This is a genomic window from Sphingomonas sp. AC522 (assembly GCF_979258125.1).
On the sequence record NZ_OZ409836.1, the window covers coordinates 1 to 26,715 of the forward strand.

Genomic DNA, 26,715 nt, shown 5'->3' on the forward strand with positions numbered 1-26,715 from the left:
GCGGTCGCGTCACCACCGGGCTGATGGCCGGGCTGGCAGCGATGATGTTCCTCGACACCACTTTCGGCTAGAGTAAACTACCCGCCACTGCCCGCTCGAACTCCACCGGATCGTGCGCGCAAAGGACCTTCAGCTCCCCGCTCTTCTCGACCGACAGCCGCCGCAGCCGCTCCTGATTGGTCATCCGCAGTTCGCGGCTGACTTCCATCATCGTCTGATAGCCGCGCAGACCCGGCGTGCATTTGCGCACCGCCTGGCGCATCTCGCCACGATAGAAATAGGCGTCGCCGGCATGGAGCAGCCAGCCTTCGGGCTGCCGGATCGCCACGCCCGCATGGCCCCAAGTGTGCCCCGGCAGCGGTACCATCAGGATTTCGGGCGGAAGCCCTTCGAGATCGCGAACGGCGTCGAAGCCGAACCACGGCTCGCCCTGCGCGCCGTAACCCCGCCAATTGCGGACCTCGTCGAATTGCGACGGGCGATAGCGGTTGCGCAGCACGAAGCCCGGGCGCGGGCCGGTCGCCGCCGACCATTCCTTCTCCAGCACATGGATCGTCGCATGGGGGAAATCCTCGAGCCCACCGGCATGATCGAAATCGAGATGCGTGAGAACGATGTGGCGCACGTCCTGCGGCGAGAAGCCCAGAGCCGCGATCTGCCGGACCGCAGTCTCCTCTTCGCGCAGCCTGATGTTGAGCAGCGTCCGCATAGCCCTCGTGATCCGCGGGCTCGGTGGCCGGTGCGGATGATCCACGTCGCGCAGGCCATAGCCGGTATCGACCAGCACCAGCCCGTGTGCATCCGTTTCGATCAGCAGGCAGTGGCACACCAGATGCCCGAGCGGCCCCAGGCTTCGCCCGTCGAACAGCGCCCCGCCCAGCGGGCAATCGGTTCCGCAATTGAGGTGATGGATGCGCATGCCGGTCTCCTGCAAGGGTCCACCGGCCAACGACTGCGCCCTGCGCCGGTTCACGCGAACCAACTCAGGTTATCGAGATTGTTGCTTGATCCGCGCCGCCTTGCCGCGCTGGGCCCGGGCCAGCCGGAAGCGCACGCTGGCGTCCTTCAGCAGCGACACAGGCAAATCGGTCGCCGCGCGCAGCCCCGCGACGGTCGAGACGTTGCGGATCGCCCGCCTGGTCAGCGCGAGCACTTCGTCCAGCACTTCCCCGCGCTCGACTTCGCCTTCCTCGCGCACCAGCGAAAGCCGGTGGATCGCATAGAGCCCGAGCAGCCCCGCCATCAGGAAATAGAAGTCCCAATGGCTCAGGCGGAAGGGGAAAGACCAGATGCCGTTGGGGCTTGTCCACCGCACCAGCAGTTCGAGCTGGCGGCTGCCGAAGAAGTCGGCGAGCAGCCCGCCCAGGATCGGCGCAATGCCCGCCGCCACTGCGGTTGCGAGCGCAATCGCCGCGACATAAGCAGTCGCCGAGCCCTTGGGGGAAAGCTTGAGCGCAATGTTGGTCGATGCGAGCGTGACCCCCGCGACCGACGCGCCCATCAGCACATGAAGCAGCACCAGCCAGCCGAGGATCAGCGAGCGCGTCTCCATCTGCGAGGCGCCGATCATCGCGACGATGCACAGGATATAGACCGGCGCGCAGACCAGCATCACCGACTTGTTCGAGAACCGGTCGCTGAGATGCCCCCAGGTGCGCAGCGCGAGCAGATTGGCGAGCTGGCTGACGGCGCTCAGCACCATCACCAGGCTGACATCGAAGCGCAACTGTTCGACGATGAAGACCGTGAAGAAGGGCGTGGCGAGGTTCACGGCGAACTGCCAGCTCGCGACGAACGCCATCAGTCGCGAGAAATTACGATCGGCAAAGGGCGCGCGGAGCAGTTCGGCCAGATGAATGCGCTCGGCCGCGGGCGGCATCTGCGGCTCGGGCATCCGGCTGACGATCCGCGCGCTGATCAGCCCGGTCACGCAACCGACCACGAACATGCCCGCAAAGGCGAAGCTGCGCGCCATTGAACCGTCCGCGGTCTGCTCAAGGATCAGCGCCGCCGCGAGCCCGCCCGCCAGGCTGATCGCCGCGGTCCAGGTCGTCCGCTTGGCGAACACCCGCCCCAGCCGGTCCTCGGGCGCGAGATCGCGCATCCACGCATTCCACGCGCACGCGCCCACGGCGCTGAGCCCGCACAGCACATATTGCGCCGCCAGGAAGACGAGCAACGGCACGGTGCCCGCCGCGAAGGCCGTCGCTGCCATCACCAGCAGCATCAGCCGGCCGAATATGCTGGTCAGCACTGCGATGCGCTTGCGCGCACGCAGCCGCTCGACGATCAGAATCGCCGGCACCTGCAGCAATTGGGTGAGGAAGGGCGCGCTGGCGAGGATGCCGATCATCAGGTTCGATGCGCCCAGATGCAGCGCGAATGCAGTCAGGATCACGCCGCTGGTAAGCGCCACCGTCCCGCTCGAATAGGCCGCCTCGGTCACCAGGCGGCGCATCCCGGCCTCGCGCTCCTGTTCGGTGATCACCATCTGGGGGTCGAGCGCCATTCGTGCTTCCGGATTCACTTCGACGGGTAAGTCCGCATGTGCGGCGATGGCCTTTCGAACCTCGCGCGTAGCGCGATGTTCCGTCGAAATGCTGATAGGCGTTTGGGCACGTCCGGCCGGTACGTTGTTGACCATCTCGGGATCGATGTGGCAGGGGGCACGCGGCTCGCGGGTATAGCACAATGGTAGTGCAGCAGCCTTCCAAGCTGAATACACGGGTTCGATTCCCGTTACCCGCTCCAGCCTCCAGGCGACCATGGCATCCGAGATACCCCCGCTCGCACTCTATGTGCATTGGCCGTTCTGCGTGTCCAAATGCCCTTATTGCGACTTCAACAGCCATGTCCGCGAGAGCGTGGACCAGGAAGCGTGGCGCGCGGCGATGCTTGCCGATTTGGGGCATGAAGCCCGGCTACTGCCCGGGCGCAGGCTGGGCTCGATCTTCTTCGGCGGCGGCACCCCTTCGCTGATGCCCCCGGAAACGGTGGCCGCAGTCATCCAGGTCGCCGGACAGGCCTGGCAATTCGAGCCCGGCATTGAAATCACGCTCGAGGCGAATCCCTCGTCGGTCGAGGCTGCGCGCTTCGCCGATCTTGCCGCCGCGGGAGTCAACCGAGTCTCGCTCGGACTGCAGGCGCTCGACGACGATGCACTGCGGTTCCTTGGGCGCGCGCATGGCGTCGCCGAAGGGCTGGGCGCGCTCGACACGGCGCAGCGCCATTTCGCGCGGGTCAGCTTCGATCTCATCTATGCTCGTCCCGATCAGATCCAGGCGCAGTGGGAAGCCGAATTGCGCCGCGCGATCGGCTTCGGCACCGAGCATCTTTCGCTCTACCAGCTCACCATCGAGCCCGGCACGCGCTTCGCCACCCTGTTCGAGAAAGGCGAGCTGACCGCCTATGATCCGGACGCGGCTGCCGATCTGTTCGAAGCCACCCGCTCGATCACCGCGGCGGCGGGCCTCCCCGCATATGAAATCTCCAACCACGCCCGCCCCGGCGCCGAGAGCCGGCACAACCTGACCTATTGGCGCTACGGCGATTATGCCGGGATCGGCCCCGGCGCGCACGGCCGCCGCGGTGGTCTCGCCACCGTGCGCCACAAAAAGCCCGAAAACTGGATCGCCGCGATCGGGCGCAACGGCCACGGACTGCAGATCGAGGACGCGCTGACGCCGCACGACCGCGGCGTCGAAGCGCTGGTGATGGGGCTTCGGCTCGCCGAAGGCGTGGACCTCACGCGCATTCCCGATGCGCCGCTCGACCCCAAGGCAATCGACATGGTCATCAAGGAAGGCCTGATCGTGCGTGAAGGCTCGCGCCTTCGCATCACCGACACCGGGATGCCGGTGCTCGAGGCAATTCTCCGCGAGATCGTCCTAGCCTGATTCCTCCCCTGCTAGAGCGAGCGGAGGAACGAGCCCTAGTTCCCCCGAAAGTTCGCTGGCGCCGCCGAAACCGTCACTGTCGTCCCGCCGCGCACTTCCTGCACTTCGAGCGCGCGCTGCGCGACGCCGTCGCGGCCGAAGCGGAATGCGCCGTCTAGCCCCGCGAAGCCCTCGCGCTCGATCAGCCGGCTCTCGGGAAATGCATCCCCCGGACGCCAGTCGCGTGCGATTCGGATCGTCAGCAGCACCGCATCATAGCCGAGCGTCGACATGCGATAGGGCGCCGCGCCAAAGCGCGTGCGATATTTAGTCGCATATTGGCGGTAATAATTGTCCGGCACGCTCGCGAACCACGCCCCGTTCAGCGCGGCATTTGCGCCGATCCCCGAATCGGTGTTCCACAATTCGGTGCCGAGGATTCGCGCGGTCTTGCCACCGGCGGAGCGCCGGATCACCGGCACTGCGGCAACCGCGCTGCCGCCCGAGCCCGCGATCAGGATCGCCTGATAGGGCGCGCGGCCGAGCTTGGTGATCGCGCTGGTCATCGATCCCGGCCGGCTGTCGAACGTCTCCATCGCGAGCACCTTGCCCCCGGCGTCCTCGACGGCGCGCAGCATCGCAGTCGAGGCACGTTCGCCATAAAGACCCGCCGGGATCAGCCCCGCAAATTCGGTGACGCCTGCGCTCTTGGCATAATCCACCACGCGCTCGATCGATTGGGCGGGCGAATAGCCGAGCAAATAAGTGCCGTTGCCCGCAACGCTGGTATCGTTGGAGAAGCTGAGCACCGGCACCCGCGCGCGCCGGGCGATCGGCGCGACTTCGCGGGCGTCTTCGGCGAGCAACGGCCCCAGGATCAGCGTGTTGCCGTCGGCGATGGCCTGGTTGGCGGCATTGGCCGCGCCGCTCGCCGTGTCATAAGTCGTGATGCGGACGGCATCGCTGCGGGTGTCGAGAATCGCCAGCTGCGTCGCATTGGAAAGCGATTTGCCGACGCCCGCATTGGGCCCGGTGAGAGGCACGAGCAGTGCGACACGATGACGCGCGGCGTCCTGCGGCAAAGCATTGGTGATCGGACGCGGCGCCACCGGGCGCGGCGCTTCGACCACCGGCGGGCGCTCGGCCTCGGGAATAATTCGCGGGCCGGTCGAGCAAGCGGCGAGTAATGCCGCCATGCCAAGCGCCGCAAAGCGGAGCATCCCCGAAAGCTTCCGTTGCGGATTTGCTGCGCGGTCTGCCATGACTCTCCCCGATGAACTCATTACTTGCGCCCGGCCTCTACATCGTCGCCACGCCAATCGGCAATCTCGGCGATCTATCCCCACGCGCTTCGCAGATACTCCTGAACGCCGATGTGGTTGCTGTCGAGGATAGCCGCGTCACCGCGGGGCTTTTCCGGCACCTGGGCGCGAAGGGGAAAATGACTCCCTATCACGATCACAATGCCGATGCAGTGCGCCCGGGGCTGATCGCGCGGATGGGAAGCGAGGTGGTCGCCTTGGTTTCGGATGCGGGCACGCCGCTGATCTCGGACCCCGGCTTCAAGCTGGTGCGGGATGCGCGCGCGGCGGGCCATGCCGTGACGACCATCCCCGGCCCCTGTGCGGCGATTGCCGCGCTGACCCTCGCCGGACTCCCCACCGATCGCTTCCTTTTCCTAGGATTTCTGCCCAGCAAGCAGCAGGCACGCGCCGACTCGATCGCCGAGATCGCCGCCGTCCGCGCCACGCTCGTCCTCTACGAATCGGGCCCGCGCCTCTCCGCCTGCCTCGCCGCGCTGGCCGAGGGACTGGGCGACCGCGAGGCCGCAGTCGCCCGCGAGATCACCAAGCGATTCGAGGAATGCGTCACCGGATCGCTCACCCAGCTCTCAGAACGCTACGCCGAAGCCCCGCCAAAGGGCGAGATCGTCATTGTGATCGCCCCCCCCGGCGACGCGCCCCCCGCCAGCGCCGAAGATGCCGATTCGGCGCTGGCCGAAGCGCTCACTCGCCTCCCCGTTTCCAAGGCTGCAGGCGAAGTCGCCAAGAAGCTCGGGCTGGACCGCCGGAAGCTCTACGCCCGGGCAATGGCTATGAAGGCCGAATGAGGGACCGGCGCGCCGCCGAGCTTTCCGGCCGCGACGGGGAGCGACGCGCTGCCTGGTGGCTGTGGCTCAAGGGCTGGAAGATCCTCGCCCGCCGCGTCCGCACCCCCGCAGGAGAAGTCGACCTCGTCGTCCGCCGCGGCAATCTCGTGGCATTCGTCGAAGTGAAGACCCGTGCCACGCAGGCCGGGCTCGATTTCGCGATCGATGAGCGCCGGCTCTCGCGTGTCGCGCGCGCCGCCGAATATCTGATGCCGCGCTATGCCGGCCCCGGAGACGATATTCGGGTCGACGTGATCCTCATTGCCCCTCGCGCGCTCCCTCGCCATATCGAGAACGCCTGGATAGGGTGACTTAGTCGAATAAGTCACCTACGACGGTCTTGAGGAGCAAGAAATGTCGCTTACCGTCGCCGTGCAGATGGACCCGATCGATGCGATCAACATCGCGGGCGATTCGAGCTTTGCACTGATGCTTTCGGCGCAGGCGCGCGGTCACAAGCTGTTTCACTATGCTGCCGAGGACCTCAATTACCGCGACGGCCGCGTCTGGGCGAAAGCGCATTCGGTCACCGTCCAGCGTGTCGAGGGCGATCACTTCCAGTTCGGTGAGTCGGTAAATCTCGATCTCGGCGAACAAGCCGATGTCGTGCTGATGCGGCAGGATCCACCCTTCGATCTCGGCTATATCACCGCCACGCATCTGCTCGAGCGAATCGCGGACCGGACCCTGGTGGTCAACGACCCCGCCAGCGTCCGCAATGCGCCCGAGAAGGTCTTCGTCCTCGATTACGCCCAGTTCATGCCGCCCACGCTGATCACGCGCAGCCTCGACGAAGCCCGCGCCTTCCTGGCCGAGCACGGCGAGATCGTCATCAAGCCGCTTCACGGAAATGGCGGCAAGGCGATCTTCAAGGTCGGCAGCGACGGCGCCAATCTCTCGGCGCTGATCGAAGTCTTCAACACCGCGTGGCGCGAACCGCACATGATCCAGGCCTTCCTGCCGAGCGTCGCCGAAGGTGACAAGCGCATCGTATTGGTCGATGGCGAAGTCGCCGGCGCGATCAACCGCATCCCTGGCGAAGGCGAGATCCGCTCGAACCTCGCGGTCGGCGGATCGGCCGCCAAGACCGAGCTCACTACCCGCGAGCAGGAAATCTGCAACCTGCTCGGCCCCGAGCTGAAGCGCCGCGGGCTGCTGTTCGTCGGCATCGACGTCATCGGCGGCGAATGGCTCACCGAAATCAACGTCACGTCTCCCACCGGCATCGTCGCCATCGATCGCTTCAACGGCACCGATACAGGCGCGATGATCTGGCAGGCGATCGAAGCCCGCGTCGCGGCACGGGGCTGAGCAACAAGTCATGTGGGAAGCGGCGAATTGGGGCTATTGGGGCGTATTCCTGCTCATGGTCCTCGAAAACGTGATCCCTCCGGTCCCGTCTGAGGCGATCATGAGCATGGGCGGCATCGCCGTCGCCAAGGGGCAGATGAACTTCGCCGCCTTGGTCGCGGTCGGCACGGCGGGCACCGTGCTCGGCAATCTCTTCTGGTGGGAAATCGGCCGTCGGCTCGGCTATATGCGCCTCAGGCCGCTGGTCGATCGCTGGGGCCGCTGGTTGACGATGGACTGGCACGAAGTCGAGCGGCTCAAATCCTATTTCGACAAATATGGCGGGCCGACGGTGCTGATCTTCCGCTTCATGCCGATCGGCCGCACGCTGATCTCGATCCCCGCCGGGCTGATGCACATGCCCTTCTGGCGCTTCGTCGGCTATACCGCGGCGGGCAGCACCATCTGGAACGTCATCCTCGTCAGCGTCGGCTACGGCCTCGGCAAGGGCGTCGAGGATATCGAGCATTATGTCGGCCCGGTGGTCACCGCGATCGTCGTGTCGATCGTCCTGCTCTATCTGTGGCGCGTCTTCACCTGGAAGCCGCGTTCCTGATCCGATCGAACTCGCCGGCAATATCCGCTGCCATTGCCGTCATCCGCGGGACCACGCCCTCCAACCCCTTGGTGCGCGGCGCCGGATCGATCGCGCAGAGCGTCCCGAAGAAGCTGCCGTCGGGAAGCGTGATCGGGATCGAGATATAGCTCTCGAAGCCGTACATGGCCGGCGTGTGATGCCTGCGCCAATGCGGGTCGTCTGAAACGTGATCGATGAACACGCATTGGCCGCTGGCGCGGATTTCTTCGCAGATCGTCGTCTTGATCTTGAGTTCGTCGCCCGGCTTGAGCCCGAATTCGATGCGGTCGAGCAACTGGCACGCCACCCAGCGGTCGGCCGTCACTCGCGCCACTGCGGCAAACCCCATTCCAGTCAATTCGCAGACCTCGGCGAGCATCGCCTCGACTTCGGGGATGTGCTGGACGGCGGCAATATCATCGGCAAAATCATGCATTTGGCCGCATTATAATTTAATTGCGGCGGGATCACGCCCGCGGATGGGCATTGCGGTATACGTCGAGCAGGTGCGCGGCATCGACTGCGGTGTAGATCTGCGTGGAACTGAGGCTCGCATGGCCCAGCAATTCCTGCAGCGCGCGCAGATCGGCGCCACGCCCGAGCAGATGCGTTGCGAAACTGTGCCGCAGCGCATGCGGCGTCGTGCGCTCGGATAGCCCCAAAGTCCTCCGCGCCGAGCGCACTGCCTTGCGAATCGCCCCCGGCGGAAGCGGCCCACCCTTGGCTCCGCGAAACAGCGGCGCATCCGCGGCAATCGCCCAGGGCGTAGCCCCGGCATAAGCCTCGATCGCCTCGCGAACCTGCGGCAGCAGCGGCACGATCCGCGTCTTGTCGCGCTTGCCGGTCACGCGCAGCGTCGCGTCGAGCGGCAGCACGGCCCCGGTCAATCCCACAGCCTCGCCGATCCGCAGTCCGGCGCCGTAGAGCAGCAGCAGCACCGCCCAATCACGCGCTGCGATCCAAGGCTCGCTCGCCTCTTCGGACGCCAGCTCGGCAAGCGCCACGGCCTCGTCCGGGGCGATCGGGCGCGGCACGCCCCTTTTTACGCGCGGCCCGCGCAGCCGCGGCATCTCCGCGCTGTCCTCGCCCGCGAATTTCAGGAACCCGCGCACCGCGGAAAGCTCTCGCGCGGCGGAAGCATTGCCGATCCCGTCGCTGCGGCGCGCCGCCAGGAAGGCGCGCAGATCGGCGGCGGTGATCTCCGCCAGCGCCCCGCGCGTCACCGCCCCGCCCCAATGATTCTGCAAGAAAGCCACCAGCCGCATCGCGGTCGCTTCATATGCCCGCACCGTATGCGCCGACCGCCGCCGATCGCGCGCGAGATGCTGGGCGTAGAGGAGGGGGAGGGCTTGGGTCACAGGGGCAACCCTAAACGATCTTTCCCGGCACGGGGAGGGGGACCAGCCGCAGGCTGGTGGAGGTGGCGTGCCGCAAGCGCTCTGCTATGTGGAGAGCCCCCTCCGTCAGCGCTTCGCGCCGTTACCTCCCCCGTAGCGCGGAGGATCAGCTCAGCCGATCTTCTGCCCGGTCTTCGCCCAATCGGCCATGAACCCCTCGATGCCCTTGTCGGTCAGCACATGCTTGACGAGCTGGCGGATCACTGCGGGCGGCGCGGTCATCACGTCGGCGCCGATCTTGGCGGCCTCAAGCACATGGATCGGGTGCCGCACGCTGGCCACCAGGATCTCGGTCTCGAAATCGTAATTGTCGTAGATCATCCGGATGTCGGCGATCAGCTGCATCCCGTCGAACCCGTTATCGTCGTGTCGCCCGACGAAGGGCGAGACGAAGGTCGCGCCCGCCTTCGCTGCGAGCAGCGCCTGGTTTGCCGAGAAGCAGAGCGTGACGTTGACCATCGTACCGTCATTGGTGAGCGCCTTGCAGGTCTTGAGCCCGTCGAGCGTCAACGGCACCTTGACCGCGACATTGTCGGCGATCTTCCGCAGGATTTCGGCCTCGCGCATCATGCCTGCATGATCGAGCGCGACGACTTCTGCCGAGACCGGACCTTCGACGATCCCGCAAATCTCGCGGACCACTTCAAGGAAGTCGCGGCCGGCCTTGTGGATCAGCGAGGGATTGGTGGTCACCCCGTCAAGCAGCCCGGTATCGGCAAGATCGCGGATATCGGCGGTGTCGGCAGTGTCGGCGAAGAACTTCATTGCGGCCTCCCGGGCGTTGATCCCGTCCGCCTAGCCGCTTCCAAGGACACGGGCAAACCCGTCAGCGCGCGCTTCCGTGCACCAGCATCAGCCGCACGGGCTCGGCCTTGAGCCTGGCCACGGTCACGCGATATTCGCCCGGCCGCAGCCGATAGCGGACGATCTTGCGGATGCCCGAACAGCGCGGGCCCCGATTCTCGGAGGTCATGGGCAGCGGCTTTCCCCGTGCCGGCGCCACATCGATCCAGCCTTCGCGGTCGATCGCGATCCCGAAGGTCCCGGCCTTGCGGATCGTCACGCGAGTCTCGACGCCGCCATCGCGCGGCTTCAGAACGGTCGCATGGCGCGTGCCGAGTCCTTCGCCGCTCCGCACCCATCCCGAAAGCCCCGCCGGCAAGTCCACTTGCCGGGCACATTGCGGCGCGGCCATGGCCAGCGCGAACGCAGTCAGAAGCACAGCGATCCTCCCGTTCGAGTCGTATGTTCTATATTTGTTCTTAGGCGAGATTGCAACAAAGTCGGATGAATGCTGTTAAGCCGGAATGATGCTCCGTCTCGCGCTTCCGTTTCTGATTCTCGCCGCTCCGGCCGCCGCCCAGCGCGTCGATGAGCAAATCTGGCTCCAGGCCAATGCCGAAACCGAAATCGGTAAGGACACCTCCGTCACGCTCGAGAGCATCGGTCGCTTTTCGGATCGCGCCGACGGCTTTTCCCACAGCGAGTTCGGCGGGATCGTCGGCCACAAGCTGAGCGACAGCGTCGAGATTGGCTTCGGCTATCGCCACGTCCAGGATTACGATCACGGCCGTGCAGTCCCCAACGAAGAGCGCCTGCGCCAGCAAGTCACCTTCAAGCTCGGCAGCGGCTTCTCCACTCGCACGCGCGTCGAGCAGCATTTCAGCAGTGCCGGTCCCGGGGTCGGGGTGCGCTGGCGCCAGCAGCTCCGCTACACCAGGCCGATCGGCAAAAGCGGTCTCGCCGCATTCGCCAACCATGAGAGCTTCATCAACCTGAACGATACTCGCCAGAGCAGCGGCTATGACCGGATGCGCAATACTGTCGGCCTGAGCATCCCGCTCAGCGAAGCGCTCAAGACCGATATCGGCTATCTCAACCAATACCGCTTCGGCCGCGGCGGCGCGCGCGACCAGATGGATCACATCGCCAATCTGAGCGTGACGATCGAGCTCTGACGATCGGGGATTCCGCTTCGCCCACAAATCCCCATATGAGGCGAGAATGACCCGCGCTCGCGTCCTCGTCATGAATTCCGCGCTCGGCCCGCTCGACTATCGCGTGCCCGCGGGCATGCATGTGGAACCGGGCTCGATCGTTGTCGCGCCGCTCGGCCCGCGCCAGCTTGCCGGTGTGGTGTGGGAGGCCGATCGCATGCCTTCGGATGCAGAGGTTGGCGACAATCGCTTGCGGCCGTTGCTTGGCGTATCCGATGCGCCGCCGATCCCCGCCGCGGTCCGCCGCCTCGTCGAATGGACCGCCAATTATTATCTGAGCCCCCCCGTCGCGGTGCTGGCGATGGCGCTGCGCACTTCGGCTGCGTTCGAGGCCGCGCCGACGATCACCGAATATCGTGCGACCGGCATGGTCCCCGATCGTCTCACCCCCCAGCGCGCCCAGGCTTTGGAACGCATCGGCGACCGCCAGGGGCTGGTTCGCGAACTCGCGACCATCGCCGATGTCTCGGAAGGAGTAATCCGCGGCCTGTGTAAGATCGGCGCGATCGAGGCGGTCATCGTCGATACCGACAGCCCCTATCCGCTCCCAGATCCGCATTTCGCCCCGCCCGATCTCTCGCCCGAACAGGCCGATGCCTCCAGCATCCTCCGCCAATCGGTCGGCGCGGGCGCTTTCCAGACCTTCCTGCTCGACGGCGTCACCGGATCGGGCAAGACCGAAGTCTATTTCGAAGCCGTCGCGGCAGCGCTCGCCAGCGGCAAGCAGACCCTCGTCCTCCTCCCCGAAATCGCGCTCACCGAGCCCTTCCTCACGCGTTTCGCCAAGCGCTTCGGCTGCGAGCCCATCGCCTGGCATTCGGGCCTACGCACCTCGCAGCGCCGCCGCGCTTGGCGCGCGATCGCCAGCGGCGAGGCGATGGTGACGGTCGGCGCCCGCTCGGCCTTGTTCCTGCCTTATCCGAACCTCGGGCTCATCGTAGTCGACGAAGCGCACGAGACCAGCTTCAAGCAGGAGGAAGGCGTCCATTATCACGCGCGCGATGTCGCCGTGATGCGCGGCTTCTTCGAGGAATGCACCGTCGTCTTGGCCTCGGCTACGCCCGCGATCGAGACGCGCCACCAGGTCGAGCTCGGCCGCTACGAGGAACTCAAGCTCCCCGTCCGCTTCGGCACTGCGGAAATGCCGCACATCGAAGCGATCGACCTGATCCAGGAGCCGCCCGAGCGCGGCCGCTGGCTCGCGCCGCGCCTCGTGAAAGCACTGGAGGAAACCCTCGCGCGCGGCGAGCAGTCGCTGCTCTTCCTCAATCGCCGCGGCTATGCCCCGCTCACGCTTTGCCGCCATTGCGGCCACCGCTTCCAATGCCCCAATTGCACTGCCTGGATGGTCGAGCACCGGCTGATCCGGCGCCTATCTTGCCACCATTGCGGCCATGTCGACGCGACTCCCGAGATCTGCCCCGAGTGCAAATCGGAGGACACGCTGGTCGCCTGCGGCCCCGGCGTCGAGCGCATCGCCGATGAAGTCGCGGCGATCTTCCCCGATGCGCGCACCGCCGTGGTCACTTCGGACACGATCTGGTCCCCCGCCCGCGCCGCCGAGTTCGTGAGCCGCATGGAGCATCACGAGATCGACATCGTCATCGGCACTCAATTGGTGACCAAGGGCTATCACTTCCCCAACCTCACCCTGGTCGGCGTGGTCGACGCGGACCTCGGACTCGACGGCGGCGATCTGCGCGCCTCCGAGCGCACCTTCCAGCAGATCATGCAGGTCTCGGGCCGCGCCGGCCGCGGCGAGAAGCCCGGCACCGTCTATATCCAGACCCACGCGCCCGAGGCGCAGGTGATGCAGGCTTTGGTCTCGGGCGATGCCGAGAGCTTCTACGCCGCCGAGACCGAGGCCCGGCGCGAAGCGGGCGCGCCACCGTACGGCCGCTACGCCGCCATCATCGTCTCGTCCGAAGACCGCGCCGCCGCCGAGGAAACCGCCCGGATGATCGGCCGCAGCGCGCCGCAGGTTGACGAGATGCATGTCTATGGCCCCGCCCCCGCCCCGCTCGCGATGCTCCGCGGCCGCCACCGCTTCCGGCTGCTGGTGCATGCCCGCCGCGCCTTCGACGTGCAGGACATGATCCGCGAATGGCTAGGCGGTTTGAGCTGGAGCGCCAAGGTCCGCGTAGCAGTCGACGTCGATCCCTACAGCTTCGTCTGACGAGCCATTTTGGCGCTATCCTGGTAGGCGAGGGCAAACTAGGTCCTTACTTGACATATATATACAAATATTATCTGTCTTAAGCTCCTGCTGTGGAGAGCATCATGAGCATCTTTCTTTACGCTGCCGTTGCCATTACTAACCCTGTAGGGATTTACGAGGGAGCATCAAGTTCCATTCCGACAAGAACTTTTCAATGCATTTGTGGGCGCGGCCAAGATGTACCGGGGGGCGACGAGCCTCTACAAGAAGAAATTATTGTTACCGGAACTGAAAATCAGATTCGAGATTATGTTTTGAACAATCGAGAATCTATAGAAATGTTGACTGGATTTATTGATTTTGAAAGTCTGGAATCCGCGGGATTGATAGTTACAACTTCTTATTCTTCTGCTCTTCGTCATCTATTAAGGTGTCTATAAATTAATCAAGAAATTCCGGTTTAGCATCGGGCCGGGAGGGTTTGCTATCCTGCGGGTGGGCGCCCCGGCGCGGCGCGGCCAACTCGGCAAATATCTTGACGGGATCAACGAAGGCACGCCGCCGATCCAGGCGGCGAGCGCGGCGTTCGGCGATTTGCGCACACTCGATCGCGAGCTCGAGCGCTACAAGATGGGCACGCTACGCGCGACTCAGTTGGCGGGTCCCGCGCTCGCCATCGGCGAAGTCGCGATCCGCGAACTGACCCAGGGCGAGTCCGCGACGATGAAGGTGCGCATCCGCTCCAAGGTCGGCGTCAATTCCAAGACCGCGCCCGGAGTCTATGCCGATGCGCGCAAGGCCGCCGCGCCGTTCCCGAACGATCCCGGCGCGCAGATCGTCCTGGCTGAAACGGCCTTCGGCGCGCGCGATTTCGACGGCGCCATAGCCGCCGCCGATCGCGCCATCGCCGCGGATCCCAAGGCAGTGGACGCCTATCTGTTCAAGGCGCGCGCGATGATGAGCGCTGCGCGCAAGGCGGGCGACAAGGACAAGGAGCGTTGGAGTGCGATTCGCAAGATCATCGTCACTGCAAACCGGCTCGACACGCAGAATCCCAAGCCGCCCATCCAATATTTCCTGAGTTTCCTCGGCTCCGGCGAGCCCCCGACCCAGGCCGCCAAGGTCGGACTCATCCACGCGTTCGAGCTTGCGCCCCAGGATCGCAGCCTGCGCCTCCTCGCCGCGACGCTGTATCTGCGCGAGGGCAAGAAGGATTCGGCGCGGGCCCTGCTCTCCCCCCTCGCCTATCAGCCGCACAACCGCGCGCTCGCCGCCCGCGCGCAGAAGCTGATCGCGCTGATCGACGCGAGCAAAGTTCGCGACGCGATCGAGGACCTCGACGGCAAGCCCGAGGCCGATGACGATGACGACGGCGGCGAAGGCGGGGACGACAAACCTTAGAAATTCACCGCGCTTGCGGCAGATGAACGCCGGCTATACAAATCCCCAATCAATTTCGGGGGCAAAAATCATCATGTTTCGCAAAGCCATACTGGCACTGAGTCTGGTCATTCCAGCGGTCGCGCATGCCGACTGGTACGAAGCCAGCTCGAAGCATTTCGTCGTCTATTCGGACGATTCGCCGGAGAAGGTGACCGCGTTCACCGAGCGGCTCGAGCGATTCGATCAGTCGCTGCGGATGATCACCGGCACGCCAGACAGCCCGCTCAGCCCCAACCTGCGCGTCACTGTCTACACTACCTCCGATGTCAGCGCGCTCCAGAAGCTCGCCGGATCGAGCAGCATTGCCGGCTTCTACATCCCCCGCGCCTCGGGCCCGACGGCGTTCGTGCCGCGCAACAGCAGCGGACCGCTCGATGCGGCTTCGATCCTCCAGCACGAATATGGCCACAGCTTCATGTTCTCGAGCTGGCCCAGCGCCGTGTTCGCGAAGTGGTTCGTCGAAGGGTTCGCCGAGTTCGTCGGCACGGCCTTCTTCCGCACCGATGGCAGCCTCGTCTTCGGCAAGCCGCCCGAATATCGCGGCTATGGCATGCTCGAAAAGGGCCAGATGCCGGCAAGCCAGATGCTGATGCTCAATCCGGGCAAGCTCGGTGATCTGCAAACGCACATCCTCTATGGCCGCGGCTGGCTGCTCACCCATTATTCGATTCTCGGCGGTCATGCCGAAGAGCTCGGCAATTACATCAAGCTCAGCAACGAGGGTAAGACCGACGAGGCGAGCCGCGCTTATGGCGATCCGAACGCGCTCGACAGCAAGCTCAACATCTATGCCAAGCGCAAGAGCGTGCCGGTGATCACGCTTACCAAGGACAAGGTTCCGATCGGCCAGGTCTCGATCCGCAAGCTGAGCGCCGGCGAAGCGGCGACGATGCCCGCGCGCATGGCCTCGAATCGCGGTGTCGACGAGAAGCAGGCGCCCGGCGTCGCGGACCTCGCTCGCCGTCTCGCCGCGCCCTATCCAAATGATGCGGCTGCGCAAAATGAACTGGCCGAAGCCGAGTTCGACGCCAAGAATTATGCCGCGGCCGAAGCCGCGGCGGACCGCGCCATCGCCGCCGATCCCAAGTCGATCCACGCTCTGCTGTACAAGGGCATGGCACAGATGGAGATTGCCAAGGCCGCCAAAGACAAAACTCCGGCGCGCTGGAAGTCGATCCGTTCGTGGTTCCTCAAAGCCAACAAGCTCGATACCGAATATCCGCAGCCGCTCGTCCTTTTCTACGACAGCTATGAGGCGGAGGGCGTTCCAGCCACTGCCAACGCCCAGACCGGGCTGCTCGGTGCCTATGTGCTCGCGCCGTATGACGCGGATCTGCGCTTCAAGGCGGGCAAGGTTCTGCTCCGGCAGGATAATGCCAAGGCCGCCCGCGTCGCTTTCGAGCCGCTTGCCTACAGCCCGCATGCCAAAGCGGACAATCTCTCGTTCAAGGCGGTCAAGTCGCTCGACGAAAAGGGCACCGAGGAGACGCTCAAGATGATCATCGCCGCCGAAGCGGAGGCGAAGAAGAAGGAAGAAGAGGCCAAGGCTAAGAAAAAGGCGGCCTGACGCAGTCCCAGGCGGTTCGGGCGGGCATCGCTCGCTTGAACCGCCCGGATTTTTGTCCGAAAGCTTTCTGCAGGTGTGCGTAGGGCGGGACATATGATGCGGCGTTTGCTGATGCTGGTGGCGCTGGTGCTCGCTTGGGGTGCAGCCCCGGCACGCGCCGACGACATTTCCGCCTCGGGCCGCGGCGTCGTCCGCATCGTCACCATCGCCGTCGTCGGCGACGAAGTCGTCGGGTTCGGCCATGGCAGCGGCTTCGCCGTTGCCCCCAACCGCATCGTCACCAACGCGCATGTCGTCGAGCTCGCCTCGCGCTACCCCGACAATGTCGTGATCGGCGTCGTCCCGTCGGAAGGCGACAAGTCCTTCCAGGGCAAGCTCATCAAGATCGACAAGGAACGCGATCTCGCACTGATCGAGTTCACTGGCGTCCGCCTGGCGCCGCTCACGCTCTACACGGGCTCGCCGACCGACGGCGAAGCCATGTTCGCGCTCGGCTATCCGGGCAATGTCGATATCGCCACGGCGCGCTCGGCCGCCGATTTCATCAAGCCGCAATCGCCTGTCCGCTCGCAGGGCGGGTTCGCCGGCATGCGCTCGCTCCAGGGCACCAGCGTGTTGCTCCACACTGCCAATATCGCCCGCGGCAATTCGGGCGGGCCCTTGCTCGATCGCTGCGGCCGCGTGCTCGGCGTCAATTCGGCGATCACCCGCGCCGACGAAGGCGATGCGACTTTCGCCTTCGCCATTTCGGGCAAGGAGCTCGCCGCCTTCCTCGCCGAAGCCAAGCAGCCGATCGGTCAGGTCGCGGTGCCGTGCACCAGCGTCGAGGAGCAGATGGCGCTCGAGCGTACCGCCGAGGAAAAGGCGCGCACCGAAGCCGAACAGCTCGCCCGCGCCAATGCCGCCAAGTCTGAATCCGAACGCCAGGACGCCATCGCCCAGGCCCGCTCGCGCAGCGAATCCGCCCGCGAGAATTACATGGCCGGCGCGGCCTTGCTGCTGGTCCTAGGCGCACTCGGTATGGGCGGCGCCGGGTTGCTGCTGTCGCGCGATCGCCAGCGCGAGGCAATCTGGGTCGCGGCGGGCGGCGGCGTGCTGATGATCGGCGCCATCGCCCTGTTCTTCAGCCGCCCTGGCTTCGACGAATCCAAGGTCATGCCGGTGCCCAAGACCGCAGGCGCGGCGCTCCCGGCGGAATCGGCGCAGGGCCGCATGGTCTGCACCCTGGTCCCCGAACGCAGCCGCGTCACCGTCACTTCCACCGATAAGGTCGATCTTGATCTCGGCGAAGATGGTTGCATCAACGGCCGCACCCAATATGCCGAGGCGGGCACGCACTGGCAGCGCATCCTCGTGCCGGACCAGGAGCAGACCGTCTCGGTGCTCGATTACGATCCCGGCTCGGCCACCTACACCCAGACGCGCTATCTGCTCTCGTCCGAGCAAATGACCAAGGCCCGCGCGCTCCGCAAAGGCGTTCCGCTCAAGACCTGCTCCCCCGACCAGGCCAAGCGCGCCGAACTCGCGACGCAGCAACAGGCGATCCGCACAGCGCTGCCCGCAGTGTATAACGAAAAGCTGGTCTATCGCTGCGAAGCCGCGACCGAGGGCCCGCCGGCTGTGCCCACCAAATAATTGTCACCCCGGCCTCGTGCCGGGGTCCAGTCTTCCGCAAGTGAAGCGCTTTCAGCTCAAGCATTTCCCGAGCCGCACGGTGGATGCCGGAGCAAGTCCGGGATGACGGAAGGAATTATTTGGGGAGTCTCTCCCGCTTGAGCAGCATCCGCTTGCGATCCACGCCATAAGCGTACCCGCCCATGCTCCCATCCGCCCGCTGCACCCGGTGGCACGGGACCACCACGGCGATCGGATTGGTGCCGCACGCCGTACCCGCTGCCCGCACGGCTTGTGGTTTGCCCGCCGCCGCCGCCAACTGCGCATAGCTCCGCGTCTCGCCCGCCGGGATTGCCCTGAGCGCATTCCACACCGCTTCCTGAAACGCCGTCCCCTGCACGTCCACCGGCAGGTCCGTATCCCGACCCGGCGATTCGATTTCATTCACCACCCGTGCCGCGAGCGCCGCCAAGGCTGCACCCCCCGCCACGATCTCTGCCGCCGGAAAACGGCGCGCGAGCCCGAGCGAATCCTCGTCGAATGCCACTCGGCACAGTCCCTTGTCGGTCGCCGCGATCAGCAGCGGCCCCAGGCTGGTCTCGGCCACGGTCCAACGGATCGTAACCCCCGCCCCGCCGCGCTTCCACACGCTCGGCGTCATCCCCAACCGGGCATTGGCGGTCTCGTAAAAGCGGCTCGGCGCCGAATAACCCGCCTCATAGATCGCGCTGGTGACGCTCGCCTCCTGGGTCAGCGCCTCCGCCGCACGCCGCGCCTTGAGCCCGCGCGCATAGGCCGCGGGCGTCACGCCGGTCGCGCGCTTGAACAGCCGATGGAAATGATGCGGCCCATAGCCGACCGCTGCCGCCACCGAGTCGAGCGAAACACTCTCCTCCGCCGCCTCAATCAGCGCCACCGCCCGCGCGACCGCCACCCGGTCGCGTCCCACTTCGTCCGGCTTGCACCGCAAACACGGACGATACCCCGCCGCCCGCGCCGCCTCCGCGTCAACATAGAAGACCACGTGTTCCCGCTTAGGCCGCCGCGCCGGACAACTAGGCTTGCAGTAAATGCGGGTGGTCGTAACTGCGCCGATCACCCGCCCGTCATAGCCGCGGTCGCGCGCCTCGAAGGCCGCCCAGGCAATGTCGTCGGTGATCGGTTCGCGGGTCATGAGTTCGATATAGGCGCATCTGCTCCACGCCACATCCCGCGCTTTGCGCTCAAACATTCCCCTCCCTGCAGGGAGAGGAAAAGCAATTAACTCCTACAAATCACCCCTTGCTCTCCGTGCCGCCTGCCGTCACTGTTAGCGCTAACGGACGCACGATGTTCGAGGGGAGAGGCGGCCATGACCTTCTGGCAACGCACGCGCGCATTGCGCTGGTGGATCATCGCCATCGTGATGCTCGGCACGATCATCAATTATCTCGTCCGCCAGACATTGGGCGTCGCGGTCGCCACCGATGCCTTCAAGGCCGACGTGCCGATGACCAAGGAGCAATATAGCTGGGTCACCGGCGTGTTTCAGGGCTTCATCATGATGCAGCCGGTGGTCGGCTATATTCTCGACCGCATCGGCTTGCGCACCGGCATGGCGATTTTCGCCACTGCCTGGGCCGTGCTGATCGCGGCGCATGGCTGGGTGACCAATTGGCAGACCCTTGCAGCACTGCGCGGGGCGCTTGGCTTTGCGGAAGGCACTTCGCACACGCTCGGGCTCAAGGTCGTCTCCGAATGGTTTCCCGCCAAAGAACGCGGCTTTGCGGGCGGCATCTACAATCTGGGCGCTTCCGCGGGGATAGCGCTGGCCGGGCCCCTGGTGGCTATCGCAATCGTCTGGTGGGACTGGCGTGCCGCTTTCTATGCGGCCGCAATGCTCGCGCTCCTCTGGGTCCTCCTGTGGCTGCGTTATTACCGCTCACCCGAGGCGCATCCCGATCTCTCGCCCGAGGAGCTCGCGCTGATCCAGTCGGGCCAGGAAGCGCATATCCAGGCGGCAGGCGACAAGCCCCCCGTACTCTCGCTCCTCGGCCGCCGCAATTTCTGGGGCATCGCACTCCCGCGCTTCCTCGCCGATCCGACCTGGGCGACGCTCACCTTTTGGTTGCCGCTCTATCTCAGCGAAGTCCGCGGCTTCGATCTGAAGGAACTGGCGATCGCCGTCATCCTGCCCTTCATCGCCGCCGATCTCGGCTGCCTGTTCGGGCCCGCAGTCGTGGTCTGGCTTGAGCGCCGCGGCGTGGCGCTGATCGATGCGCGCCGCTGGACCTTCACCTTGGGCGCCGCATTGATGACGAGCATGCTCTTCGTCGGCAGCGTCACCAGCCCCTATATGGCCGTCGCCCTGCTCAGCATTGGCGCCTTCGCGCACCAGACGCTCTCGGTCACCTGCATCACGCTGGCCACCGACCTGTTCCGCAAGAACGAGATGGGCACCGTCGCCGGCATGGCGGGCACGATGGCCAATCTCGGCGTGATGATCTTTACTTTGCTGATCGGCGCGCTGGTCACCCAGATCGGCTACACCCCCTTCTTCATCGCCCTCGCCATATTCGACCTGATCGCCGCCGCGATCCTCTGGACGCTGGTGGTCAAGCCCGGCACCGCAAGCCGCGAGAGCGGCTGGATTCCGATCCTGCTGGGCGGCGCCACCGCGGCGTATCTCGCCTGGCATGGCATCGGCACGGTGGGCGTGGCAGGTTATGTAGGCTTCGGCTTCGGACTGCTGCTGCTCGTGCTAGGTCTGGCCATCGAAATCCGCGCCCGGAAGACCACATGATCCGCAACCCAATCCTCCGCGGTTTCAACCCCGACCCCTCGATCGTCCGGGTCGGCGAGGATTATTATATCGCCACTTCGACCTTCGAATGGTTTCCCGGCATACAGATCCACCACAGCCGCGACCTCGAAAACTGGCAGCTGATCGCCCGCCCCCTCAACCGCGCCGCCCAGCTGGACATGCGCGGTGACCCCGATAGCTGCGGCATCTGGGCGCCCTGCCTCTCCCACGATGGCGAACGCTTTCACCTGATCTACACCGACGTGAAACGCTACGGCCGCACCACCACCGGCGGCGCATCGGGCGCGTCCCTCCGCGACTTCCACAATTATCTGGTGACGAGCGAGACCATAGACGGGGAGTGGTCAGACCCCATCCACCTCAACAGCAGCGGCTTCGATCCCTCGCTGTTCCACGACGGGGACGGCCGCAAATACTTCGTCAATCAGCTCTGGGACCACCGCCCCGGCCGTAACCGCTTCGCCGGCATCGTCCTCCAGGAATACAGCCCCGCCGAGCAGCGCCTGATCGGCGAGCGGATCAACATCTTCCCCGGAACCGCGCTCGGCCTCACCGAAGCCCCGCACCTCTATAACCGCGACGGGTGGTACTACCTGATCACCGCCGAGGGCGGCACTGGCTGGAACCACGCCGTCACCATGGCCCGCTCGCGCAATCTCACCGGGCCCTACGATCTCCACCCCGACAACTATGTGCTGAGCAGCCGCACCCGGCCAGACGCCCCCCTCCAGCGCGCCGGCCATGCGGACCTGGTTGAAACTCCGGAAGGCGAGCCCTACCTGGTCTATCTCTGCGGTCGCCCCCTCCCGAACCGCGGCCGCTGCGTGATGGGGCGCGAGACCGCGCTCCAGCCGATGCGCTGGGAGGACGGCTGGCTCTACACGCTCGACGGCCAAGGCATCCCCACCGTCGAAGCCAGCCCCCACCCCAACACCCATCAGCGCGACGAGTTCGACACCGCTGAACTCCCGATCGACCTGCAATGGCTCCGAACCCCCGAGCCCGACACTATCTTCAGCCTCACCGCCCGCCCCGGCCATCTCCGCCTCCACGGCCGCGAGACCATCGGCAGCCTCTTCACCCAGGCACTCGTCGCCCGCCGCCAGCAGGCTTTCTGCTATTCGGCCACCGCAAAAATGGACTTCGAACCTCAGCACTTCCAGCAAGCCGCCGGCCTCGTCGCTTATTACAACGGCGCCAAATTCCATTATTTTCACGTCACCCATGACGAAGAAATCGGCCCCCACCTGCGCGTGATGTCGGCGCTCCCCGACAGCCCCCAGACCGACGCCTTCACTGCCCCGGTCCCCATCCCCTCCGGACCCATCGAACTACGCGCCGAAGTCGACTACGAACGCCTCCGCTTCGCCTACCGCCTCGAAGGCGGCGCATGGCAGTGGCTCCCCGAACAATTCGACGCCTCGATTCTCTCTGACGAAGCCACCCAGCCCGGCCTGCCCAACTTCACCGGCGCCTTCATCGGCATGGCCTGTCAGGACATGAGCGGCGCCGCCCACCCCGCCGATTTCGACTGGTTCGAATATCGAGAGCGGGAATATATGGCGGATCCAATCAGGGGCTGACCGCCATGCGCATCCTCCTCCTCACCCCGCTCCTCCTCGCCGCCGCGCCGATGCTCGGCCAGGACAGCCTGCCGCCGCCGCCCGACCTTCGCTTCGACATTCCGGCGAACGCCGCCCCCCAGCAGGTCCAGCTCCGTGGCGGCAATTACGCGCCCGGTGAAGGCGTCGCACTCCACATCCATCCCGGCGTTGAGATGGCCTATATCGTCGCCGGTACCATCGAGTTCCGCATGGGCGGCAAGCTGATCGTCAAGCACGCCGGCGACAGCAATCTGATCCCGCGCGGCACGCCGCATTCGGCCAAGAACATCGGCACCGACACCGCCCGCATCGTCAGCGCCTTTGTCATAGACCAGGGCGCCCTGCTCCGCGTGCCCGTCGGCGAAGACGGCAAGCCGCTGCAATGAGCCGCAACATCCTTACCAGCGTCGCGACCGCTATAGCGCTCGCTGCAATCGCGCTTCCGGCCTGGGCAGTCCTTACTTACGCGCCAGCCCTGGATCCGTCGGCAATGCAGAGCTTGGCGAGCAAAGCCTGCAAATGCGAGCGCGCGACCACCGGGCGTAGCAAGAACAAAAAATGCTGGGAGGCGTTCGAAAAGCTGCTGCCGATCGATCCGGATCGCCGGGGCGGCACTGCCTGCTTTCCGCTCTCGGAAGAGAGCTATGAGATTCCCGGCACCGATAACCGCGTCGTCCTTCGCTACTCGATTGCCGGCAGCAAGGGGCTGTATCTCTGTTCCGAGGAAGAGGCGATCGCAGGCGAGGCCATCTGGTATCGCATCGATTCACAGGCAACGACCGACGAGGAACGGCAAATCAGCTTTCAGCGCGCCAATGCGGCGCTCGAGCAATTTGCCGAGGAACTCGCGAAGGGCCGGCCATTGGACAAGGTCGTCCCCGAGATGGGCTGCGTCACCGGCTATCCCGGCACGCCTTAATCCGCCGCCACCACCTTTGGCAGCTTCCTGATCGGGGTCAGCACGATGTTGCGAAAGAAGGTCTCGGCTCCTTCCGACTGGAGCTGGATACGGCCATGGGTCAGCGGCAGCCGCTTGCCCGCCTCGATGCGCGAAAGGCCGGTCAGCACCATCACCGGCACGCCGTTCACCACATAAACCGCCTCGTCGCCCACTGCGTAGAGATCGACGCGGTTCCATTGGCCCGCTGGCTTCTCGGCGTCGCGCCCGGCCTCCACGTTCCAATTGGGGTTGCTGTCATTGACCACTTCAATCTGGCGCCCGCCCAGGCGATAGCGGCGGTGCGGATAGATAATCGCATTGTCGCGGGCCACGCCGGCCTTCGCGCGGACCTGCGAGCCAACGGGCACGACCATGCCCGTGGAGCCGAGCATGATCTCGAATTCCACTGCCGCCATCCACGTGCCGAACACCGCCCCGTGGGGGCCATGCGAATGGAACAGTAGCCCGTTATTCTGTGGCTCGGTCAGCCGCGGCGCCCAGACCTGGTCTCCCCATTTGAATTCCAGGCTCAGATGATAGTCGCGATAATCGCCCTTATGGACCAGGCTTCCCCAGGTCTGGCCGAGCACGCGCAGCGCCGGCGCACCATCCTCCTGGACCACGCTGAACGCCGATGCGGTATCGCCCGTCGTCCCGATCGGCACCACCATCGGGCGCGTATAGGTCAGCGCCGGATCGGCATAGCCGAGCCACGGCTCCCAATCCGCCAGATCGCGGCCGTTGAACAAAGCGTGCGCAGGCCCCGCGGCCTTGGGCAAATCGCGCAGCGCCAGCTTCTGCGGCGCGGCGACCGGATCGCCCGCGATCAGCACCTCGCGCTGCTCCGCGGTCTGCGCCTGTGCACTTCCCGCCACCAGCATTGCGCCCAATAACAAGCTCTTCAGCACCGCCGCCCCTCCCCGATTGTTAGCGCTAGCATGCCGCAAAGCGTTGCGGTGTGCCAGAGCTCAGCGCCGCAGCCAGCGCTTCAACTGATCGAGCATGCGCCTGGTCTTGCGGTCGCAATCCTCCTCGCTTGCGCGAAAGCGCGCGTCGAGCTTCGCCGAGAGGTCGGCCAGCACGCTTTCCTGCCCTTTGAACGCCCGCGCGATATCCTCGTCGCTCAACGCAGCCATGAAAGCGCAGCCATAGCTGTTGCCACGCCGCCGCATGATCCGCGCCGCGCGCGAACCCGCGCCCGACAGCCCCAGCGAAACCAGCGTGCCGATCGGCAGATCCAGTTCGGCGACGAAGCGGAAACCGGTCTGCGAAAAATCCTGGACGGTCACGTCGATCGGCTTGCCGTCGGGCACGCGTAGGGTGCTCGGGCTGTCCGCATCGAAACGGATCGCGCCGCGGCGGTCGATATCGCCCAATATCTCGAGTTTGGTAATGAGCATGCGGTGCGCCTGCAAAGGAGCAGCCAGGCTATGCCCCGTTCGTTAACGAGTTCTTGCCGCGCGCCATCCGCTGACAACCTTGACATATGTCAGTTATCCTGCCATATGCACCGTCATCGAGGCATCATGCAGCGTGATGGAGCTCCCATTCAAGGATGGCAGCTCTGGCTCTGCCTCGGTCGAAATTTCCGGCTACCCTTATCACGCGGGTTGTCATTTTTGACACCGCTTCCGTGCGCCCTTTTGTCGGCGCGCGTCGGCCGATTCCATAAGGTTACAAAATGCAGTTCAAGCATCTCGGTCTCTCTGAGGCCGTTCTCTCCGCGCTCGCCGCGAAGGGCTATACCGAAGCGACTCCGATCCAGGAGCAGTCGATCCCGTCGCTGCTCGAAGGCCGCGACTTGCTCGGCATCGCCCAGACCGGCACCGGGAAGACCGCCGCGTTCATGGCGCCCTCGATCGATCGCCTCGTCGCCAGCGGCAAGCGCGCCCAGCCCCGCGGCTGCCGCATGCTGGTCCTCGCGCCGACGCGTGAGCTCGCCAGCCAGATCGCCGAAAGCGCCCGCGCCTATTCCAAGGGTTCGCACCTCAGCGTGATGACCTGCTTCGGCGGTACTTCGGTTCACAAGAACAAGACCGATCTTGCCCGCGGCGTCGACATCCTCGTCGCCACGCCCGGCCGTCTCGTCGATCTGCTCGATCAACATTATGCGATCATGCTCGGCATCGAGATCCTCGTGCTCGACGAAGCCGATCAGATGATGGACCTGGGCTTCATCCATGCGCTCAAGCGCATCGTGAAAGAGCTGCCGAGCAAGCGCCAGACGCTATTCTTCTCGGCGACCATGCCCAAGACGATCCGCGATCTCGCCACGCAGTTCATCCGCAATCCGATCGAAGTGAAGGTCACGCCCGAGGCGACCACCGCTGAGCGCGTCGAGCAGCGCGTCACTTTCGTCCAGCAGGCCGAGAAGCAATCGCTGCTGACCATCGCGCTGCGCGATCCGAGCATCGACCGCGCTTTGATCTTCACCCGTACCAAGCACGGCGCGGACCGCGTCGTGAAGCTGCTTGCGGGCAGCGGCATTGCTTCGAACGCCATCCATGGCAACAAGTCGCAGCCGCAGCGTGAGCGCGCACTCGGCGAGTTCAAGGCGGGCAAGGTCAAGTTCCTGATCGCGACGGACATCGCAGCGCGCGGCATCGACGTTTCGGGCGTCAGCCACGTCTTCAATTTCGAGCTACCGAACGTCCCCGATCAGTATGTCCACCGCATCGGCCGCACCGCACGCGCCGGCGCGACCGGGCTCGCGATCAGCTTCTGCGCCGAGGACGAGCGTCCCTATCTGCGCGATATCGAGAAGCTGACCCGCCAGAAGGTCACCGTGGTGCCGTTGCCCGAGGGCTTCATTGCCGAATCGTCGAAGATCAAGTCGAGCCGCTCGCCGATGCCGGTCAGCCGTGACGAAGCGAACGGTCGCAACGGACGCGCGATGCAGCACCAGCGCGGACCGCGTCCGAATCCTGCCGGCGGGCAGCGCCGCGAGGGCAGCAATTTCGAACGCCGCGAAGGCCAGCCGCACGGCGATCGCCGTTCGGCGCAAGGCGAGCAGCGCCGTCCCGATGCTCCGCGTTCGGATGCACCGCGCGGTGACACGCCCCGCAACTATGCCCGTCCCAAAAGCAAGTTCCACGCGCGGCCCGCACGCCCGGCGGGGGCCGGCGGCGGGCGCTCGCGCTGAACTTACGGACCTAGCACAACAGAAAGGGCCGGGGGTTTGTCTCCCCGGCCTTTTTTTGTTGAGCTCAATGCCGGTGCCGGTCAGTCGATAGTGAAACTG

Annotated in this window: 26 protein-coding genes and 1 tRNA gene; 17 read left to right on the forward strand and 10 right to left on the reverse strand. The window is 65.3% G+C overall.

All coding sequences use genetic code 11. The annotated features are described in order from the left end of the window. Positions 1-67 precede the first annotated feature (67 nt). Both ACZZZM_RS00005 and ACZZZM_RS00010 read right to left on the reverse strand, forming a co-directional pair. On the reverse strand, positions 68-919 hold the full coding sequence (locus ACZZZM_RS00005; protein WP_463593062.1) for an MBL fold metallo-hydrolase: 852 nt from the start codon (positions 917-919) through the stop codon (positions 68-70). Positions 920-988: 69 nt separating this feature from the next. Then, complete coding sequence (locus tag ACZZZM_RS00010) at positions 989-2,509, reverse strand: MFS transporter (protein WP_463593063.1); 1,521 nt, start codon at positions 2,507-2,509, stop codon at positions 989-991. Between the two features lie 168 nt (positions 2,510-2,677). Between ACZZZM_RS00010 and ACZZZM_RS00015 the strand changes: the two genes are divergently transcribed. Next, positions 2,678-2,751, forward strand: a tRNA-Gly gene (locus tag ACZZZM_RS00015). Between the two features lie 14 nt (positions 2,752-2,765). After that, on the forward strand, positions 2,766-3,896 hold the full coding sequence (gene hemW, locus ACZZZM_RS00020) for a radical SAM family heme chaperone HemW (protein WP_463593064.1): 1,131 nt from the start codon (positions 2,766-2,768) through the stop codon (positions 3,894-3,896). Positions 3,897-3,931: 35 nt separating this feature from the next. Here hemW and ACZZZM_RS00025 read toward each other — a convergent pair whose 3' ends face one another. Further along, positions 3,932-5,137, reverse strand: coding sequence for a penicillin-binding protein activator (locus ACZZZM_RS00025; RefSeq protein ID WP_463593065.1), 1,206 nt, complete (start codon positions 5,135-5,137; stop codon positions 3,932-3,934). Positions 5,138-5,148: 11 nt separating this feature from the next. On the opposite strand from ACZZZM_RS00025, the gene rsmI reads away from it, so the two are divergent. Genes rsmI through ACZZZM_RS00045 form a run of 4 tightly spaced genes read left to right on the forward strand, consistent with a single transcriptional unit; the run spans position 5,149 to position 7,930 of the window. Next, positions 5,149-5,985, forward strand: a complete 837-nt coding sequence (gene rsmI / locus ACZZZM_RS00030) for a 16S rRNA (cytidine(1402)-2'-O)-methyltransferase (RefSeq protein WP_463593066.1) — start codon at positions 5,149-5,151, stop codon at positions 5,983-5,985. Then, the gene (locus ACZZZM_RS00035; protein WP_463593067.1) at positions 5,982-6,335 is read left to right on the forward strand and encodes a YraN family protein; all 354 of its coding nucleotides are present in this window, start codon (positions 5,982-5,984) and stop codon (positions 6,333-6,335) included. The genes rsmI and ACZZZM_RS00035 overlap by 4 nt, the downstream gene beginning before the upstream one ends. Before the next feature lie 43 nt (positions 6,336-6,378). Continuing rightward, entirely contained in the window at positions 6,379-7,335 is a 957-nt protein-coding gene (gshB, locus tag ACZZZM_RS00040; RefSeq protein ID WP_463593068.1) for a glutathione synthase, read from the forward strand. Between the two features lie 10 nt (positions 7,336-7,345). After that, positions 7,346-7,930 carry a DedA family protein gene (locus ACZZZM_RS00045; protein WP_463593069.1) on the forward strand — a complete coding sequence of 195 codons (585 nt, stop codon included), beginning with the start codon at positions 7,346-7,348 and terminating at the stop codon, positions 7,928-7,930. Here the strand turns inward: ACZZZM_RS00045 and ACZZZM_RS00050 are convergent. The 4 genes from ACZZZM_RS00050 to ACZZZM_RS00065 all read right to left on the reverse strand — a co-directional run bounded on the left by ACZZZM_RS00050 (position 7,908) and on the right by ACZZZM_RS00065 (position 10,570). After that, positions 7,908-8,387, reverse strand: coding sequence for a GAF domain-containing protein (locus tag ACZZZM_RS00050; RefSeq protein ID WP_463593070.1), 480 nt, complete (start codon positions 8,385-8,387; stop codon positions 7,908-7,910). The genes ACZZZM_RS00045 and ACZZZM_RS00050 overlap by 23 nt on opposite strands. A 31-nt stretch (positions 8,388-8,418) precedes the next feature. Beyond that, entirely contained in the window at positions 8,419-9,309 is an 891-nt protein-coding gene (locus ACZZZM_RS00055; protein WP_463593071.1) for a tyrosine recombinase XerC, read from the reverse strand. A gap of 150 nt (positions 9,310-9,459) precedes the next feature. Next, positions 9,460-10,113, reverse strand: a complete 654-nt coding sequence (gene fsa / locus ACZZZM_RS00060; RefSeq protein ID WP_463593072.1) for a fructose-6-phosphate aldolase — start codon at positions 10,111-10,113, stop codon at positions 9,460-9,462. Between the two features lie 61 nt (positions 10,114-10,174). Further along, positions 10,175-10,570, reverse strand: coding sequence for a hypothetical protein (locus ACZZZM_RS00065; protein ID WP_463593073.1), 396 nt, complete (start codon positions 10,568-10,570; stop codon positions 10,175-10,177). An 85-nt stretch (positions 10,571-10,655) separates the two neighbouring features. Between ACZZZM_RS00065 and ACZZZM_RS00070 the strand changes: the two genes are divergently transcribed. From ACZZZM_RS00070 to ACZZZM_RS00095, 6 genes are all read left to right on the forward strand, one after another. After that, on the forward strand, positions 10,656-11,306 hold the full coding sequence (locus tag ACZZZM_RS00070; RefSeq protein WP_463593074.1) for a DUF2490 domain-containing protein: 651 nt from the start codon (positions 10,656-10,658) through the stop codon (positions 11,304-11,306). A gap of 46 nt (positions 11,307-11,352) precedes the next feature. Then, complete coding sequence (locus tag ACZZZM_RS00075) at positions 11,353-13,521, forward strand: primosomal protein N' (RefSeq protein WP_463593075.1); 2,169 nt, start codon at positions 11,353-11,355, stop codon at positions 13,519-13,521. Between the two features lie 104 nt (positions 13,522-13,625). Then, complete coding sequence (locus ACZZZM_RS00080) at positions 13,626-13,943, forward strand: hypothetical protein (RefSeq protein WP_463593076.1); 318 nt, start codon at positions 13,626-13,628, stop codon at positions 13,941-13,943. Positions 13,944-13,998: 55 nt separating this feature from the next. Further along, positions 13,999-14,904 carry a hypothetical protein gene (locus ACZZZM_RS00085; RefSeq protein WP_463593077.1) on the forward strand — a complete coding sequence of 302 codons (906 nt, stop codon included), beginning with the start codon at positions 13,999-14,001 and terminating at the stop codon, positions 14,902-14,904. A gap of 73 nt (positions 14,905-14,977) precedes the next feature. Continuing rightward, positions 14,978-16,513 (forward strand): tetratricopeptide repeat protein, encoded by a 1,536-nt coding sequence (locus ACZZZM_RS00090; protein WP_463593078.1) that lies wholly within the window; start codon positions 14,978-14,980, stop codon positions 16,511-16,513. 93 nt (positions 16,514-16,606) lie between these two features. Beyond that, complete coding sequence (locus ACZZZM_RS00095) at positions 16,607-18,148, forward strand: S1C family serine protease (protein ID WP_463593079.1); 1,542 nt, start codon at positions 16,607-16,609, stop codon at positions 18,146-18,148. A gap of 115 nt (positions 18,149-18,263) precedes the next feature. On the opposite strand, the gene ada is transcribed toward ACZZZM_RS00095, so the two are convergent. Then, positions 18,264-19,301 carry a bifunctional DNA-binding transcriptional regulator/O6-methylguanine-DNA methyltransferase Ada gene (gene ada / locus ACZZZM_RS00100; RefSeq protein WP_463596348.1) on the reverse strand — a complete coding sequence of 346 codons (1,038 nt, stop codon included), beginning with the start codon at positions 19,299-19,301 and terminating at the stop codon, positions 18,264-18,266. A gap of 177 nt (positions 19,302-19,478) precedes the next feature. Between ada and ACZZZM_RS00105 the strand changes: the two genes are divergently transcribed. From ACZZZM_RS00105 to ACZZZM_RS00120, 4 genes are read left to right on the forward strand one after another with little or no spacing between them, the layout of a single operon-like run. After that, positions 19,479-20,909: an MFS transporter gene (locus ACZZZM_RS00105; protein WP_463593080.1), complete on the forward strand. Its 1,431-nt coding sequence runs from the start codon at positions 19,479-19,481 to the stop codon at positions 20,907-20,909. Next, positions 20,906-22,513 carry a glycoside hydrolase family 43 protein gene (locus ACZZZM_RS00110; RefSeq protein ID WP_463593081.1) on the forward strand — a complete coding sequence of 536 codons (1,608 nt, stop codon included), beginning with the start codon at positions 20,906-20,908 and terminating at the stop codon, positions 22,511-22,513. Before ACZZZM_RS00105 ends, ACZZZM_RS00110 begins: the two co-directional genes overlap by 4 nt. A 5-nt stretch (positions 22,514-22,518) precedes the next feature. Beyond that, complete coding sequence (locus ACZZZM_RS00115; RefSeq protein ID WP_463593082.1) at positions 22,519-22,920, forward strand: cupin domain-containing protein; 402 nt, start codon at positions 22,519-22,521, stop codon at positions 22,918-22,920. Beyond that, the gene (locus ACZZZM_RS00120; RefSeq protein WP_463593083.1) at positions 22,917-23,453 is read left to right on the forward strand and encodes a hypothetical protein; all 537 of its coding nucleotides are present in this window, start codon (positions 22,917-22,919) and stop codon (positions 23,451-23,453) included. Before ACZZZM_RS00115 ends, ACZZZM_RS00120 begins: the two co-directional genes overlap by 4 nt. Here the strand turns inward: ACZZZM_RS00120 and ACZZZM_RS00125 are convergent. Both ACZZZM_RS00125 and ACZZZM_RS00130 read right to left on the reverse strand, forming a co-directional pair. Then, positions 23,450-24,382 carry a 3-keto-disaccharide hydrolase gene (locus ACZZZM_RS00125; protein WP_463593084.1) on the reverse strand — a complete coding sequence of 311 codons (933 nt, stop codon included), beginning with the start codon at positions 24,380-24,382 and terminating at the stop codon, positions 23,450-23,452. The two genes, ACZZZM_RS00120 and ACZZZM_RS00125, sit on opposite strands and share 4 nt — an antisense overlap. 60 nt (positions 24,383-24,442) lie before the next feature. Next, a complete protein-coding gene (locus ACZZZM_RS00130; protein ID WP_463593085.1) occupies positions 24,443-24,874 on the reverse strand; it encodes a PilZ domain-containing protein in 432 nt (143 codons plus the stop codon). Between the two features lie 281 nt (positions 24,875-25,155). Between ACZZZM_RS00130 and ACZZZM_RS00135 the strand changes: the two genes are divergently transcribed. Then, on the forward strand, positions 25,156-26,616 hold the full coding sequence (locus ACZZZM_RS00135; RefSeq protein WP_463593086.1) for a DEAD/DEAH box helicase: 1,461 nt from the start codon (positions 25,156-25,158) through the stop codon (positions 26,614-26,616). The last annotated feature ends 99 nt before the right edge of the window (positions 26,617-26,715 follow it).

Bases quoted from the DNA above. Each gene is read 5' to 3' on its own strand.
- ACZZZM_RS00005 (WP_463593062.1), bottom strand. From the start codon at position 919: ATGCGCATCCATCACCTCAATTGCGGAACCGATTGCCCGCTGGGCGGG.
- ACZZZM_RS00010 (WP_463593063.1), bottom strand. From the start codon at position 2,509: ATGGCGCTCGACCCCCAGATGGTGATCACCGAACAGGAGCGCGAGGCC.
- hemW (WP_463593064.1), top strand. From the start codon at position 2,766: ATGGCATCCGAGATACCCCCGCTCGCACTCTATGTGCATTGGCCGTTC.
- ACZZZM_RS00025 (WP_463593065.1), bottom strand. From the start codon at position 5,137: ATGGCAGACCGCGCAGCAAATCCGCAACGGAAGCTTTCGGGGATGCTC.
- rsmI (WP_463593066.1), top strand. From the start codon at position 5,149: ATGAACTCATTACTTGCGCCCGGCCTCTACATCGTCGCCACGCCAATC.
- ACZZZM_RS00035 (WP_463593067.1), top strand. From the start codon at position 5,982: ATGAGGGACCGGCGCGCCGCCGAGCTTTCCGGCCGCGACGGGGAGCGA.
- gshB (WP_463593068.1), top strand. From the start codon at position 6,379: ATGTCGCTTACCGTCGCCGTGCAGATGGACCCGATCGATGCGATCAAC.
- ACZZZM_RS00045 (WP_463593069.1), top strand. From the start codon at position 7,346: ATGTGGGAAGCGGCGAATTGGGGCTATTGGGGCGTATTCCTGCTCATG.
- ACZZZM_RS00050 (WP_463593070.1), bottom strand. From the start codon at position 8,387: ATGCATGATTTTGCCGATGATATTGCCGCCGTCCAGCACATCCCCGAA.
- fsa (WP_463593072.1), bottom strand. From the start codon at position 10,113: ATGAAGTTCTTCGCCGACACTGCCGACACCGCCGATATCCGCGATCTT.
- ACZZZM_RS00070 (WP_463593074.1), top strand. From the start codon at position 10,656: ATGATGCTCCGTCTCGCGCTTCCGTTTCTGATTCTCGCCGCTCCGGCC.
- ACZZZM_RS00075 (WP_463593075.1), top strand. From the start codon at position 11,353: ATGACCCGCGCTCGCGTCCTCGTCATGAATTCCGCGCTCGGCCCGCTC.
- ACZZZM_RS00080 (WP_463593076.1), top strand. From the start codon at position 13,626: ATGAGCATCTTTCTTTACGCTGCCGTTGCCATTACTAACCCTGTAGGG.
- ACZZZM_RS00090 (WP_463593078.1), top strand. From the start codon at position 14,978: ATGTTTCGCAAAGCCATACTGGCACTGAGTCTGGTCATTCCAGCGGTC.
- ACZZZM_RS00095 (WP_463593079.1), top strand. From the start codon at position 16,607: ATGATGCGGCGTTTGCTGATGCTGGTGGCGCTGGTGCTCGCTTGGGGT.
- ada (WP_463596348.1), bottom strand. From the start codon at position 19,301: ATGACCCGCGAACCGATCACCGACGACATTGCCTGGGCGGCCTTCGAG.
- ACZZZM_RS00105 (WP_463593080.1), top strand. From the start codon at position 19,479: ATGACCTTCTGGCAACGCACGCGCGCATTGCGCTGGTGGATCATCGCC.
- ACZZZM_RS00110 (WP_463593081.1), top strand. From the start codon at position 20,906: ATGATCCGCAACCCAATCCTCCGCGGTTTCAACCCCGACCCCTCGATC.
- ACZZZM_RS00115 (WP_463593082.1), top strand. From the start codon at position 22,519: ATGCGCATCCTCCTCCTCACCCCGCTCCTCCTCGCCGCCGCGCCGATG.
- ACZZZM_RS00120 (WP_463593083.1), top strand. From the start codon at position 22,917: ATGAGCCGCAACATCCTTACCAGCGTCGCGACCGCTATAGCGCTCGCT.
- ACZZZM_RS00130 (WP_463593085.1), bottom strand. From the start codon at position 24,874: ATGCTCATTACCAAACTCGAGATATTGGGCGATATCGACCGCCGCGGC.
- ACZZZM_RS00135 (WP_463593086.1), top strand. From the start codon at position 25,156: ATGCAGTTCAAGCATCTCGGTCTCTCTGAGGCCGTTCTCTCCGCGCTC.